Genomic DNA, 12,997 nt, shown 5'->3' on the forward strand with positions numbered 1-12,997 from the left:
GATCGCCTGCGACAAGAAGGCGGGTCGACCCCGCATCCGAATCCCGGCCACTAGTGTCCAATGCCTGTGCTTTCGGTCCGCCATCTCACGCGCTACCGGTATCGCAATCCCGTGGCGTTTGGCGATCATCGCATGATGCTTCGTCCGCGCGAAGGTTGCGATCAGCGACTGCTGTCGTCCAGCCTGCTGATCACGCCCCATCCCGTGCAGCTGCGCTACGTTCAGGACGTGCTGGGCAACTGGATCGGCGTCGCCCAGTTCCAGGGTCGCGCCAGCGAGCTGAGCTTCGAAAGCCAGTTCACCCTGGACCACACGCCCCTGCCCGCCTTTGGCGACGTGCCCGGCCATGTCGACGTCTATGAAGCCGGCCGGCCCTTCACCTATTCCAGCGACGACCTGCCCGATCTGGTCCAGTCGATCGCCCCGCAGCACGAAGATCCCGACGGCGTCCTGGCCCGCTGGGCCCTGCGCTTCGTCAAGCCGTCCGGGGCCACCTGCCTGCAGCATCTGCTGGCCGAGATGACCCAGGCGATCTATGCCGATTTTCGATACGGCAAGCGCTTCGAGCGCGGCGTGCAGACGCCGCTGACCACCCTGGAGAACCGGGGCGGCACCTGCCGCGACTTCGCCGTGCTGATGATCGAGGCCGTGCGCAGCCTGGGCCTCGCCGCCCAGTTCGTGTCCGGCTACATCCACAGCCCCTCGCGCAAGCAGATCGCGGTCGAGCGCACGGGAGGGGGCCATACCCACGCCTGGCTGCGGGTCTATCTGCCCTCGTGCGGCTGGGTGGAGTTCGACCCGACCAACGGCATCGTCGGCAATACCGACCTGATCCGCGTCGCGGTGGTGCGCGATCCGCGCCAGGCGCCGCCCGTGCATGGCACCTGGTCAGGCTTTCCCACCGACTATCTGGACATGGATGTCGAGGTCGATGTGACCAGCATCGAGGATCATCTGGCCCCTTCGCTCGCCGCGGCGTTCGGCTGACGCATCCTGTGGCCGCGCCGCGCGTTGTGGCTTGATCCCTTCCGATCCCGGATTCGCCCGCACGGCGCCCGGCGCCTTGTGAGACGACCACGATGCTGATCCGCTATGGCTACGAGATCACGGTCTACTGCCAGCAGCCGACGGCGATGGTGACCCTGCTGGGCCTGCGCGACGGGCGCGAGGCCGATGTGCGGATGCCGGAATCCTTCTTCACGACGCCGGCGGTCGAGACCTCGACCTATCGGGACATGTTCGACAATCCCTGCCGGCGCTTCGTCGCCCCGGCCGGCGTCCTGACCCTGTGGAGCGACAGCGTCATCGAAGACAGCGGCGCGGTGGATCCCCGGGCGCCGGACGCCTGGCTGCATGATGTCGCCGACCTGCCCGACGACTGCCTCGGCTATCTGATGGGCAGCCGCTACTGCGAGACCGATCGCCTCAGCCAGATCGCCTGGGACCGCTTTGGCCATATCCAGGAAGGCTGGGCGCGGGTCCAGGCCGTCTGCGACTTCGTCCACGACCACATCACTTTCGACTACAAGACCGCCTGCTCCACCCGCACCGCCTACGAGGTCTATGAAGGCCGCATCGGCGTGTGCCGCGACTATGCCCACCTGGCCGTGGCCCTGTGCCGCTGCCTGAACATCCCAGCCCGCTATGTGAACGGCTATCTGGGCGACATCGGCGTGCCGCGCGTCGATCCGATGGATTTCAGCGCCTGGATGGAGGTCTATCTGGGCGGACGATGGTGGGCCTTCGACCCCCGCAACAACATCCCGCGCATCGGCCGCATTGTCGTGGCCCACGGGCGCGACGCCGCCGACGTGGCGATGCTGACCTCGTTTGGGCCCCATCAACTGAACGGGTTCCGGGTCTGGGCCTATGAGACCGAGGCCGACGCCCTGCCCGTGCCCGTTATCGACACCACCGGCGAGGCGGGACGCGCCGTGCGGGCGCGCTCGCCGCTGTAGAGGAAGATGATGGGTCGTTGACCCATCTTGAATCCGCTCTCCCCGGCGAAAGCCGGGGAGAGCGGCGTTTTGGGCCTAAGGTTCAGTCTTCGCTGTCGGGCGGGCCGGATTCGAAGGTCAGCAGGTCGCCCGGCTGGCAGGACAGCTCGCGACACAGGGCGTCCAGGGTCGAGAACCGCACGGCGCGGGCCTTGCCGGTCTTCAGGATCGACAGGTTGGCGATGGTGACGCCGACGCGGTCGGACAGTTCGGTCAGCGACATACGGCGGTCGAGCAGCACGCGGTCGAGGTTCACGCGGACGGGCATGGGGTGAAATCTCCGCGGATCAGATGGTGAGCTCGGCTTCGCGACGAAGGCGGGCGCCCTCGCGGAAAACCTCGGCCAAAACAAAGACGACCAGCACGGAAAACCAGGCGGTCAGGGTGAAGCTGTCGTCGATCACCTTGGTCTTGGGGGCCAGCCAGCGGGCCAGACCGGAAAAGACGTAGCGACCGACCTCAAGGCTGGCCAGGATCAAACCCACCACCCGCAGGCGCAGGACATTGTCGGGGTGGAAAGGGTCGCCGGCGGTCAGGGTGGCGAAGATCCGGCGCAGCCGCTCGACGATCACCATCCAGCCGCCCAGCATCAGGGCCCAGGCGGCCAGGGCGCCGGCGAACAGCGGACCATCGCGGCTGACGGCCTCGACCGCGTCGCTGATCGGCAGGATCTGGGCCAGCAGTTCCGGATTGAAGCTGAAGAGCAGCGCCACCAGGGTGAACAGCGACAGCAGGCTGACGAAGATCCACAGGCCGACATAGATGACGTCGAGGATGATCTTCAGAAAGCTCGATACCGAGCCGGGCCCCAAGGCGCGCATTGGCTGTTTTCCCTCGCCCTCCCCAGGGCAGTCTCATGTCTGCCCCGCGTCGCGGCGGGCCTCAAGAACCCCTAGAGCGACTGCGCCACGAAGGTGATCGCCGAGACCGGAACGCCCACGATCAGGGCGGCGGTGATCAGGGTCATCAGGACCTTGTCGGCGATGCGGAACAGTCGGGCGGCGGGCATTTTGGGCGGATCCATGAGGTGGCCGGACGCCAGCCGGGCTCGGCGACGTCCACGCTCAACAGATAGGCCCCGATTTGGTCTGCAACAATGCTGAATATCGATAAACGATATTAAACTTTAGCAATGATGGTCGATGGGCATCAGGCCAGTTGCACGGAAGTCACAACCATCGCCTCGCGCCGGTTGGCGGCCTCGAACCAGGCGGCCAGGGCGGGTCGACCAGCGCGCCAGTCGATCACCTGGCGGGCGTCGAAATAGGCCAGCTGGGCGGCGACGGCGATCTGCGCGATCGTCCATTGCTCAGCGCTGAAGCCTTCGGCGTCCAGCAGGTCCAGACCTGCGACAATGGCCTTCAGCTGGCGCTTGATCAGCTCGGGACGCTGATCATCGGCCGGCCGCATGCGCTCGCGGACCAGGGCGATGGCGGCCGAGCCCATGCCGTCGGCCAGGGCCTGCAGGGTCAGGGCGCGGCGACGCTCGACACCCCCGGCCGGGATCAGACCCGCGCCGCCCTCGGCGTCGAGATGGTCGCAAATCACCGCGGAGTCGAAGAGGATCTCGCCGTCGTCCAGGATCAGGGTCGGCACCTGGCTGAGCGGATTGGTCGCGCGCAGGCTCTCGTCGGTGAACGGCGCGACGGTCTCCAGCGTGATGGCGTCGGTGAAGCCGTTTTCGTGGGCCACGATGCGAACCTTGCGCGCAAACGGCGACAAGGCGGAGTAAAGGAGCCGCATAGTGATTTCCCGCAAGGAGGCCGACATGGCGTTGAGACTGGAGCCTGGGCTTAAACTCGTAGTGGCCACGCACAATCCCGGCAAGGTGCCGGAGATCGCCGCCCTGCTGGATGGCCGCTTCGAACTCGTCGCCGCCGGAACCCTGGGCCTGCCCGAGCCCGAGGAAACCGAGACCACCTTCGTCGGCAACGCCCTGCTGAAGGCCCGCCACGCCGCCGACCTGACCGGGATGATCGCCATCGCCGACGACTCCGGCCTGTCGGTCGCCGCGCTCGGCGGCTCGCCCGGCGTCTATTCGGCCCGCTGGGCCGGCCCCGGCAAGGACTTCGCCCAGGCCATGGCCAAGGTCGAGGAACGCCTGGAGGAAACCGGCTCCGACGATCGCGGCGCCTGGTTCACTTCCGCCCTGGCCGTGGCCTGGCCGGGCGGTCCGTCCGTGGTGGTGCAGGGTGAGGTCCACGGAACCCTGGCCTTCCCGCCGCGCGGGACCCGGGGCTTCGGCTACGACCCGATCTTCGTCCCCAACGGTTTCGACACGACCTTCGGCGAGATGGAGCCGGCCGCCAAGGACGCCATGAGCCACCGCGCCCGGGCGTTCGAGAAGCTGAAGGCGGCGCTGTTTGACTGATCTTCCGGCGCTGGGCGTCTACATCCACTGGCCCTATTGCGCGCGCATCTGCCCCTATTGCGACTTCAACGTCGTGCGCGACCGGGGGCGGACCGCCGAGCAGGCGCAGCTGGCCGACGCCATCGTCGCCGACCTGATCGCCCAGCGCGCCCTGACCGGGCCGCGACGGCTGCTGTCGATCTTCTTCGGCGGCGGCACGCCCTCGCTGATGGACCCGGCCCAGGTGGCGCGGGTGATCCAGACGGCCCGGCGCCTGTGGTCGCCCGTCGAGGATCTGGAAATCAGCCTGGAAGCCAATCCCACCGACGCCGAGGCCGGCCGCTTCCCGGCCCTCGCCGAGGCCGGCGTCGCGCGCCTGTCGCTGGGCGTCCAGTCGCTGCATGACGAGGCCCTGGCCCTGCTGGGCCGCAATCACGACGCCGGCGCCGCGCGGCGGGCCATCGCCGTGGCCGCCGCCACCTTCCCGCGCCTGTCGGTCGACCTGATCTATGCCCGCCCCGGCCAGACCGTGGACGACTGGCGCGCAGAGCTGGAAGACGTGCTGGCCATGGGTCCCGAGCATGTCTCGCCCTACCAGCTGACCATCGAGGCCGGCACCGCCTTTGACCGCGCGGTGGGAAGGGGCCAGCTGGTCGTGCCGGACGAAGACCGGGCCCACGACCTGTTCGAGACCACGCAGCAGGTGCTGGAGGCCCATGGCTTCGACGCCTATGAGGTCTCCAACCACGCCCGGGGCGAGGCGGCGCGCTCGCGGCACAATCTCGTCTACTGGCGCGGCCACGACTATGTGGGGGTCGGCCCCGGGGCACATGGCCGCCTGAACCTGCCCGAGGGCCGCGTGGCGACCACCGCCCACCGCAAGATCGCCGACTACATCGCCGCCGTGCGCGACACCGGCGTCGGTTTCGAGCGCGAGGCCCTCACCCCCGTCGAAGCCGCAGAGGAGCGCTTGCTGCTGGGCCTGCGCATCGACCAGGGCGTGGCCTTTGACGAGGTGGCCGTGCTGGGCCTGTCGGCTGACGCGGCCAAGGTCCGCCATCACGTCGAACTTGGCCTGCTGGCCGACGATCCGCTTCGCCTGCGCGCCACCCGGTCGGGCCGTCTGGTGCTGGACCGGCTGACAGGCGCGCTCGCGACCTGATAGGACTGGGTTTCGTAACACAGCGCGTCTCCCCCGACGCGGCGAGGATTTCCGCGTGAGCCGCCACCCCGACCCGCCCGCCCTGTCCGACGCGCCCCTGGCGCCGGGCCTCTATCTGGTGGCGACGCCGATCGGCAATCTGCGCGACATCACCCTGCGGGCGCTGGACGTGCTGAACGCCTGCGACGTGCTGCTGGCCGAGGACACCCGCGTCTCGGGGAAACTGCTGGCCGCCTATCAGATCTCCAAGCGGCTGGAGCGCTATGACGAACATGTCGCCGACCGGGTGACGCCGAAGATCCTGGAGCGTCTGGCGGCCGGCGAGCGCGTGGCGATGGTCTCGGACGCTGGCACTCCGATGGTCTCCGATCCCGGCTTCCGGCTGGCCCGGGAAGCCATCGCCGCCGGCCATCAGGTTTTTCCCATCCCCGGCGCCTCGGCGGCCCTGGCGGCCCTGACCCTGGGCGGCCTGCCCACCGACCGCTTCCTGTTCGCCGGCTTTCCCCCGCCCAAGAGCGCCGCCCGCAAGACCTTCTTCGAGGAACTGGCCCCCGTGCGGGCCACCCTGATCTTCTATGAAGGCGCCTCGCGGGTCGCCGACAGCCTGGCCGACATGGCCGCCGTGTTTGGCCCGCGCGACGCGGCCGTGGCCCGCGAGCTGACCAAGCTCTACGAGACCTGCACGCGCGGCACGCTGGATGTGCTGGCCGCCGACCCGCGCTTTGAAAGCCCCAAGGGCGAGATCGTGATCCTGGTCGGCCCCGGCTCGGAAGCGCCCGTGCAGGCCGGCGACGCCGAAAGCGCCCTGCGCGAGGCCATGGCCCGCCTCCCCCTCGGCGAAGCCGCCTCGGAGGTGGCCAAGGCCCTGGGCCTGCCGCGCCGCGACCTCTACCGCCAGGCCCTGGCGATGAAGGACGCCGCCGCCGAGGAAGAGCTGGGATGACCGGCGCCCGCCAGATCAGGGGCGCCCGGGCGCGCCTGTCTGGCCGACGCGCCGAGGTGCTGGCCGCCGCCTGGCTGATGCTGAAGGGCTATCGCATCCTGGGCTTTCGCCTGCCCACCCCGCTGGGCGAGATCGACCTGCTGGCCCAACGGGGCAATCTGCTGGTCGTCGTGGAGGTCAAGCAGCGCGCCAGCCTGGACGACGCCCTGGACGCCGTGAGCTTCGACCAGCGCGCTCGCCTGAGGCGCGCCGCCGCCCATATCGTGCAGCATCGCAACGCCCTGCGGAACACAACCCTCCGCCTGGACCTTATCGCCTTGGCGCCCGGCCGCTGGCCACGTCACCTGCGCGACGCCTGGATGGAAGGGCAATGACCCGCGAAGAGGCCGAGGCGATCCTGATCCGCGCCGGAGAAGGCCCCGACGAGGGCTTCCCGCTGTTCGAGGCGGCCCTGGCCTGCGCCGTTCACGACGATCCCGACCGCGACACCGCGCCGGCGATCGCCCTGGCCCAGCTGGCCGGCGAGCGCCTGGCCGACCGCATCCGGACCGAGTCGCCCGAGGAGGCCGTCGCCGAGGCCCTGGCCGGCGACCTGCGCCTGACCGGCGACCTGATCGCCTATGACCACCCCGACAATGCCGACGTCATCGCCATCGCCCAGCGCCGCAAGGGCCTGCCCGTGGCCCTCGGCGTCTTCTACCTGCACGCCGCGCGGATGGCCGGCGTCGCCCTGCACGGCGTCGACTTCCCCGGCCACTTCCTGCTGCGCATCGAGACCGACGAGGGGCCGCTGGCCATCGATCCGTTCGGCGAGGGCCGGGTGGTGCTGCCGTCGGAGCTGTCGCGCCGCGCCCTGCGCACCGGCCTGATGCCCGACGTGGCCGCCAAGCTGGAACGGCTGATGGCCCCGATCCCGGATCGCGCCGTGCTGATCCGCCTGCAGAACAACATCTTCGCCCGCGCCCAGCAGGCCCGCGACTGGCCCCGCGCCGAGCGCTCTGCCCTGCGGCGGGCCCTGCTCAATCCCGCTGATCACCGACCCTGGCTGGACGTAGCGGCCGCCCGCGAGGGTCAGGGCGCGCTGGCGGGCGCTCTCCAGGCCCTGACCCGGGCCCAGATTCTGGACGGCGGCGCCGCGATCGCGGCCCGGGCGGCGCGCGAGCGGGTGCGGTTGCGGCTGAACTAGGCGGCGGGCGCTCAGGGTCACTTGTCGCCCGGAAGCCGACGATACTGAGCACCGCTGAGGGTGGGAAGCGGACGCTACAACACCTCTCGGCGAGCCAGGTGGATGATCGCCAGGATCGCGACCAGAGCGCCTAGACCGCCACCGAGAGCCAGGGCCATGTCCGCGCGCCAGCCTTCCCTGGCCAGCATATTGACCGGCATCTGCCAGGGAAAAAACACGCCCTGCTTGGCCGAGGTGGCGACCACCGAGAAGAAGGTCCCACCGATGCCGATGGTCAAGGCCGGTACAAAGCTGGCGAAGCGCAGGGCGGTCCATAGCTGGATGGCGATCATGAGGATCGAGGCCAGCACCACCTTGCCAACCACCAGAGTCCGGGCGGCCAAGTCCAGGGCCCCGGTCGGGGACAGCGCCGGCTTGATCGCGACCACGCCCCTCACCGCGCAGATGGTCAGCAGCAGGTTCAGCACGCTCATCGCCGCGACGATGGCCAGCACGCACAGCGCCTTGGCGGCGTAGATCTTCCATCGCGCCACCGGCAGGGCCCGCAGGTGATCCCAGGCGCGTGGACCGTGTTCCATATGCGCCACCAGGGCGGTCAGGGCGGTGACGCTCATCGGCAGCATGAAGTACGCCCAGATCGCGATCGACATCTGGGCCCACAGTTCCCAAGGGCGGGGCGCGCTTCCCCGCAACATGTTGAAGAAAATGAAGAAGGCGATCAGCCCCGGCGCGGCCATGGCCAGTACGATGGCCAGGGAGCGGTTGAGCTTTCGGGCCTCGACGGACAGGAGGGCGAGCATCAGGCGATCTCCGGCTGGGTCTGGACGGCGGGCTTGGCGACCTGACGATAGATGTCCTCCAGAGATCGATCGCGCGGACCGATGGCAAACACCGACAGGCCCGCTTCGATCAGGACCTTGGCAAGACCAGCCGCGGCCTCGTCGGCGTTCTGGCCAGGCGGCGCGGAGACGGTCAGGCCGTCGCTGGCGCACGTCGGAACCAGGCCACGCGCCCGCAGCAGCTCGCCGGCCTGGGTGTTGTCGCTGGTGCGTAATGCGATTTCGGGCGGGAGATCGGCCTTCAGCCGCGATAGCTCGCCTTCCAGCACAAGCCGCCCCTCATTGACGACGCCAATATGGGTGGCGGTCTGCTCGATCTCGCCGAGCAGGTGGCTGGACAGCAGCACGGTCGCCCCCGTGCGCGCCGGCAGGCTTTTCAGGAAGCGTCGCATGTCGGCTATGCCATCGGGATCCAGGCCGTTGGTCGGCTCGTCCAGGATCAGCACCGGCGGCGCGCCCAGCATGGCGCGGGCCAGGCCCAGGCGCTGGCGCATGCCAAGTGAATAGTCCGACACCCGCCGCCCACCGTCGGTGCGCATCTCAACGACCTCCAGCACCCGGTCTATTTCACGGGCCGGGACGTCCAGCAGGGTAGCGGTCAGTGACAGGTTCTCGCGCCCCGTCAGGTTGACGTAGAAACCGTGCGCTTCCAGCAGCGCCCCGACCTTGCGCGCCGCGCCGATGCGATCGCGGCCTACGTCGATCCCGCACACCCGCGCCAGGCCGTCGCTGGGCCGGATCAGGCCCAGCATCATCTTCAAGGTTGTGGTCTTGCCCGCGCCGTTACGGCCCAGGAAGCCGTAAACGGCCTGATCAGGGACAGTCATACTCACCGCATCGACGGCCAGGCGGCAGCCAAAGCGGCGGGTCAGGCCCTGGGTCTCGATAGCGGCGGACATGCTCGCGGCGCCTTTTCGTTTAAGTCACATATAAAGTTGCGAAGCGTGCATCTTTAAGTCAAGATTAAAGATAGGACAGGATCGGAGGGGCTGAAATGGGCCAGAACGACATCAAAAGCTTCCGTCGCATGTGCGGCCAGTTCCGCTGGTTGGCGGTGTTCATGGTGGTCAGTGTGAGCCTTCTGCTGGCGCTGATGGCGTGGATCGCCCCGCTACTGCTCTTTCTGTTCCACAAGAGCTCGCCGCCCCCCGCCCAGATCCTGGGCGTCACGATCGCCAACCTGCCGGCCGTTTGTTACCTGTTCGGGGTCTGGTCGATCGGCCGGGCCATGGGTGACCTGGCCAAGGGCCGACTGATTCAGGCGGCCCTGCCCTTAGCCTTGCGCCGGGTGGGCCTGGCCCTGGGTGTCGGCGGGGTGAGCAGCGTCTTTCTCATCACCAATCTGATGCGGCTGGTCGGCCAGACCCGGGGCGGCTATCTGAACTTCGATGTGGCAGGCATGACGCTGGGTATGATCGGTGGCGCGCTCTTCCTGCTGGGTCGGATCATGGACCAAGCCCTCCTTGTCCAGGCAGAACTCGACGAGATGATCTGATGCCAGTCCGCGTAACCCTCGACGCCCTGATCGTGAAGAAAGGCCTCAAGGCGCGTGACCTGGCGGCGGAGGTCGGTCTCAGCGAGACCCAACTGTCGCTGTTTCGCTCGGGCAAGGTGAAGGGCATCCGCTTCCGCACCCTGGCGCGTCTGTGCGCGGCGCTGGATTGCCGGCCGGGCGACCTGCTGGACTACAACTTCGATCCCGCTGACGTCACGGCGCCTGACGAACCGGAATAGGCGATCGAGGTCTACGCCTTCGACGTCGTCCCTGCGCCCTACCGCGACGCCAGCCCACCCTAGGCCGAGATCGCGTGCAGCTCCGCCGCATGGGCCCGCAGCCAAGCCCGGTGGGGTGACGGATCGCCCACCAGCCGCTCGCACAGGGCCCAGAACTTCGGGCCGTGATTGGCCTCGATCAGGTGGGCGCACTCGTGGGCCACGACATAGTCGGCCACCGCCGCCGGGGCCAGGATCAGGCGCCAGCTGTAGCGGATCGCCGCCGGGGTTCCAGGACGGGCGGGACGGCACGAGCCCCAGCGGGCCTTGGGATCGGCGACCGCGACGCTGGGCATGGGCCGGTTCAGGGCGGCGGCGTGGACGGCGGTGCGCTCGGTCAGCACCGACAGGGCGTCGCGCTTGGCCAGGCGAAGGATCTTCAGGCCCCAGTTGGCGTCATCGGGGGCGACCAGGCGGTCGCCGTCCTTGCGAGCCCGGCCGGGCCCCACCTCAAGCCGATAGGCCTGATCGTAGAGGCGCAGGGTCCCGCCCGGCGCGACGCTGATCCGTCCGGGCAGGGCCGCCAGCTGGCCGGCGATCCAGGCGGACTTTTCATGGGCGAAGGCGACGGCTTCGGAGAGGCGGCGCGGGCTGGGCGCCAGGGCGACCACTTCGGACCGGGCCCTGTCGACCCGCAGCGACACGCGCCGCGCGCGGCCGTCGACCTTGAGCCGCACGGGGAAGCCGGCCACGTCCAGCCGGTCGCCGTCGGAGAAGCGCTGAGCAGCGGTGAACAGACCCATGACCCCTACATCGCGTCTGGGCCGCGCCGGCGCAAGGCCGGCGCCGGGACGACGGGCTAGATCTCGTCGGGGAAGTTGGGGTCGCTCTTGCGGATGAACGACCGGACGCGGGGATAGATCTCCTCGCGGAACCGGCGGCCGTTGAACACGCCATAGTGGCCGACGCCGGGCTGGACATAGTCGGTCTTCATCGCGTCGGGCAGGTTCGGCGTCAGGCCGTGGGCGGCCTGGGTCTGGCCGATGCCAGAGATGTCGTCGTTCTCGCCCTCCACCGTCATCAGGCCGATGTCGGTGATCAGGTCGGGACGGACAAGCCGGCCGCGGTGTGTCAGCTCGCCCTTGGGCAGCAGGTGCTGCTGGAAGACGATGTCGATGGTCTGCAGGTAGAATTCCTCGGTCAGGTCGAGGACCGACAGATATTCATCGTAGAATTCCAGGTGCTTGTCGGCGCTGTCGCCATCGCCCTTCACCAGGTCCTGGAAATAGCGCTGATGGGCTTCCTGGTGCTTCTGCTTGTTCATGCTCATGAAGCTGGCCAGCTGAACGAAGCCCGGATAGACGCGCCGGCCCACGCCCACATAGGGCGGCGGCACCGTATAGATCATGTTGGACTGGAACCAGGCGAAGGGCTTTTCCTCGGCCAGGTTGTTGGTCACGGTCGGCGACAGGCGCGCATCGATGGGCGAGCCCATGAAGGTCATGCTGGCCGGACGCGAGGGGTGGTTCTCCTCGGCCATCAGGGCGGCGGCGGCCAGGACGGGCGGGCCGGGCTGGCAGACGGCCACGACATTGGGGCGCGGGCCCAGCACGGCCAGCATCTGGATGATGTGGTCGATATAGTCGTGGAAGTCGAAGCGGCCTTCCAGCATCGAGACTTCGCGGGCGTTGACCCAGTCGACGATGAACACCGCGTGATCAGGCAGGAAGGCCTCGACCGTGCCGCGCAGCAGGGTGGCGTAGTGACCCGAGAGCGGGGCGACGATCAGCACGGCGGGGTCGAGGCTGAACTTGCCGGCCCGACGCATGTCGGCCATGTCGCGGTCGAACTGGATCAGGCGGGCCCAGGGGCTTTCCCAGACCACGGTGGGACGCACCCGCACGTCGACCTGGCCGACCTTGATGGTGTCGATATTCCATGCCGGCTTGCCGTAGCGGCGCGTGACATTGGTGAACAGATCGGCGCCGGCGTGGATGCGGCGGCCGAAATCGGTGTTGGCGGCGGGGTTTAGCGGCGAGCCCCAGAAATCGCGTGCGACGCGGGCCGCTTCGCGCAGGGGGGAGGAGGCGTAATAGGCCGCTTCATGAAGGGCGTAGAGCATGGCGCATCCGATATGTTGCGCCGCAGCATAGCATATCGAAACCTAAGAAAGTCCAACGAAGATGCGTGCGCGCCGGGGATTCAGCCCTCGCGCATGGCGTCGCTGATGCGGCGGGCGATGTCTTCCGGCGGCAGGTTATAGGGGATCACGGTCCGGAACCGGCCCTTGGGGTCCATCAGGTAGATCGCCGTCGAGTGATCGATCGTGTAGCCGGGCCCCTCGCCGACCTTGGCGTAATAGACGCGGTAGGCCTTGGCCGCCGCCGCCACCTGCTGCGGCGTTCCGGTCAGGCCCAGGGTCGATTTGGGCACGTAGTCGGCCGACAGATAGGCCTTCATCTGCTTCACGTCGTCGCGGCCCGGATCGACCGAGACGAAGACGATCCGCAGGTCTTCAGCCTTTTTGGGGCCCAGGATATCGGTGGCCGCGGCCAGGCCCTGCAGGGTGCCGGGGCAGACGTCTGGGCAGTAGGTGAAGCCGAAGAACACCGCGCTCCACTTGCCCTTCAGGGCCTTTTCGGTGGTCGGGACGCCGTTCTGGTCGACCAGCTGGAACGGCCCGCCCACCGCCGCAGGGGCGCTTGCCGACTTGAACACGCCGGCCCGGAACGCCAGCCCCGTGGCGAAAATCGCGGCGATGACACAGGCCAGAATCAGAATGATGCGATGACGGGGCATGTGCATTT

General features: G+C 68.5%; 18 protein-coding genes. 9 read left to right on the forward strand and 9 right to left on the reverse strand.

The features are described 5' to 3' along the window. Positions 1-60 precede the first annotated feature (60 nt). Positions 61-987 carry a transglutaminase family protein gene (locus ACW17V_RS18450; protein ID WP_492106496.1) on the forward strand — a complete coding sequence of 309 codons (927 nt, stop codon included), beginning with the start codon at positions 61-63 and terminating at the stop codon, positions 985-987. Positions 988-1,079: 92 nt separating this feature from the next. After that, positions 1,080-1,958, forward strand: a complete 879-nt coding sequence (locus ACW17V_RS18455; RefSeq protein ID WP_492106497.1) for a transglutaminase-like domain-containing protein — start codon at positions 1,080-1,082, stop codon at positions 1,956-1,958. A gap of 82 nt (positions 1,959-2,040) precedes the next feature. On the opposite strand, the gene ACW17V_RS18460 is transcribed toward ACW17V_RS18455, so the two are convergent. From ACW17V_RS18460 to ACW17V_RS18475, 4 genes are all read right to left on the reverse strand, one after another. Next, positions 2,041-2,265 (reverse strand): helix-turn-helix domain-containing protein, encoded by a 225-nt coding sequence (locus tag ACW17V_RS18460; RefSeq protein WP_492106498.1) that lies wholly within the window; start codon positions 2,263-2,265, stop codon positions 2,041-2,043. A 19-nt stretch (positions 2,266-2,284) separates the two neighbouring features. Further along, a complete protein-coding gene (locus tag ACW17V_RS18465; RefSeq protein ID WP_492106499.1) occupies positions 2,285-2,818 on the reverse strand; it encodes a DUF2975 domain-containing protein in 534 nt (177 codons plus the stop codon). 71 nt (positions 2,819-2,889) lie between these two features. Beyond that, positions 2,890-3,006, reverse strand: coding sequence for a hypothetical protein (locus tag ACW17V_RS18470; protein ID WP_492106500.1), 117 nt, complete (start codon positions 3,004-3,006; stop codon positions 2,890-2,892). 140 nt (positions 3,007-3,146) lie between these two features. Further along, positions 3,147-3,740 carry a glutathione S-transferase family protein gene (locus ACW17V_RS18475; protein WP_492106501.1) on the reverse strand — a complete coding sequence of 198 codons (594 nt, stop codon included), beginning with the start codon at positions 3,738-3,740 and terminating at the stop codon, positions 3,147-3,149. Positions 3,741-3,765: 25 nt separating this feature from the next. Between ACW17V_RS18475 and rdgB the strand changes: the two genes are divergently transcribed. Genes rdgB through ACW17V_RS18500 form a run of 5 tightly spaced genes read left to right on the forward strand, consistent with a single transcriptional unit; the run spans position 3,766 to position 7,638 of the window. Further along, complete coding sequence (gene rdgB, locus ACW17V_RS18480; protein ID WP_492106502.1) at positions 3,766-4,368, forward strand: RdgB/HAM1 family non-canonical purine NTP pyrophosphatase; 603 nt, start codon at positions 3,766-3,768, stop codon at positions 4,366-4,368. After that, the gene (gene hemW / locus ACW17V_RS18485) at positions 4,361-5,509 is read left to right on the forward strand and encodes a radical SAM family heme chaperone HemW (RefSeq protein WP_492106503.1); all 1,149 of its coding nucleotides are present in this window, start codon (positions 4,361-4,363) and stop codon (positions 5,507-5,509) included. Before rdgB ends, hemW begins: the two co-directional genes overlap by 8 nt. A gap of 55 nt (positions 5,510-5,564) precedes the next feature. Beyond that, positions 5,565-6,452 (forward strand): 16S rRNA (cytidine(1402)-2'-O)-methyltransferase, encoded by an 888-nt coding sequence (rsmI, locus tag ACW17V_RS18490; RefSeq protein ID WP_492106504.1) that lies wholly within the window; start codon positions 5,565-5,567, stop codon positions 6,450-6,452. Next, positions 6,449-6,826 carry a YraN family protein gene (locus ACW17V_RS18495; protein WP_492106505.1) on the forward strand — a complete coding sequence of 126 codons (378 nt, stop codon included), beginning with the start codon at positions 6,449-6,451 and terminating at the stop codon, positions 6,824-6,826. Before rsmI ends, ACW17V_RS18495 begins: the two co-directional genes overlap by 4 nt. Next, on the forward strand, positions 6,823-7,638 hold the full coding sequence (locus ACW17V_RS18500) for a SirB1 family protein (protein ID WP_492106506.1): 816 nt from the start codon (positions 6,823-6,825) through the stop codon (positions 7,636-7,638). Before ACW17V_RS18495 ends, ACW17V_RS18500 begins: the two co-directional genes overlap by 4 nt. 74 nt (positions 7,639-7,712) lie before the next feature. Here ACW17V_RS18500 and ACW17V_RS18505 read toward each other — a convergent pair whose 3' ends face one another. Next, complete coding sequence (locus ACW17V_RS18505; RefSeq protein ID WP_492106507.1) at positions 7,713-8,438, reverse strand: ABC transporter permease; 726 nt, start codon at positions 8,436-8,438, stop codon at positions 7,713-7,715. After that, a complete protein-coding gene (locus ACW17V_RS18510) occupies positions 8,438-9,376 on the reverse strand; it encodes an ABC transporter ATP-binding protein (RefSeq protein WP_492106508.1) in 939 nt (312 codons plus the stop codon). Before ACW17V_RS18510 ends, ACW17V_RS18505 begins: the two co-directional genes overlap by 1 nt. 95 nt (positions 9,377-9,471) lie before the next feature. On the opposite strand from ACW17V_RS18510, the gene ACW17V_RS18515 reads away from it, so the two are divergent. Beyond that, positions 9,472-9,972 carry a DUF2975 domain-containing protein gene (locus tag ACW17V_RS18515; protein ID WP_492106509.1) on the forward strand — a complete coding sequence of 167 codons (501 nt, stop codon included), beginning with the start codon at positions 9,472-9,474 and terminating at the stop codon, positions 9,970-9,972. After that, positions 9,972-10,211 (forward strand): helix-turn-helix domain-containing protein, encoded by a 240-nt coding sequence (locus ACW17V_RS18520; protein ID WP_492106510.1) that lies wholly within the window; start codon positions 9,972-9,974, stop codon positions 10,209-10,211. The genes ACW17V_RS18515 and ACW17V_RS18520 overlap by 1 nt, the downstream gene beginning before the upstream one ends. A gap of 59 nt (positions 10,212-10,270) precedes the next feature. Here ACW17V_RS18520 and ACW17V_RS18525 read toward each other — a convergent pair whose 3' ends face one another. From ACW17V_RS18525 to ACW17V_RS18535, 3 genes are all read right to left on the reverse strand, one after another. Then, complete coding sequence (locus ACW17V_RS18525) at positions 10,271-10,993, reverse strand: M48 family metallopeptidase (RefSeq protein WP_492106511.1); 723 nt, start codon at positions 10,991-10,993, stop codon at positions 10,271-10,273. A 56-nt stretch (positions 10,994-11,049) separates the two neighbouring features. After that, positions 11,050-12,312 (reverse strand): polyhydroxyalkanoate depolymerase, encoded by a 1,263-nt coding sequence (locus ACW17V_RS18530; protein ID WP_492106512.1) that lies wholly within the window; start codon positions 12,310-12,312, stop codon positions 11,050-11,052. A gap of 80 nt (positions 12,313-12,392) precedes the next feature. Further along, the gene (locus ACW17V_RS18535) at positions 12,393-12,989 is read right to left on the reverse strand and encodes an SCO family protein (protein WP_492106513.1); all 597 of its coding nucleotides are present in this window, start codon (positions 12,987-12,989) and stop codon (positions 12,393-12,395) included. Positions 12,990-12,997 lie beyond the last annotated feature (8 nt).

This window comes from Caulobacter sp. FV2ye17ST, assembly GCF_058680955.1.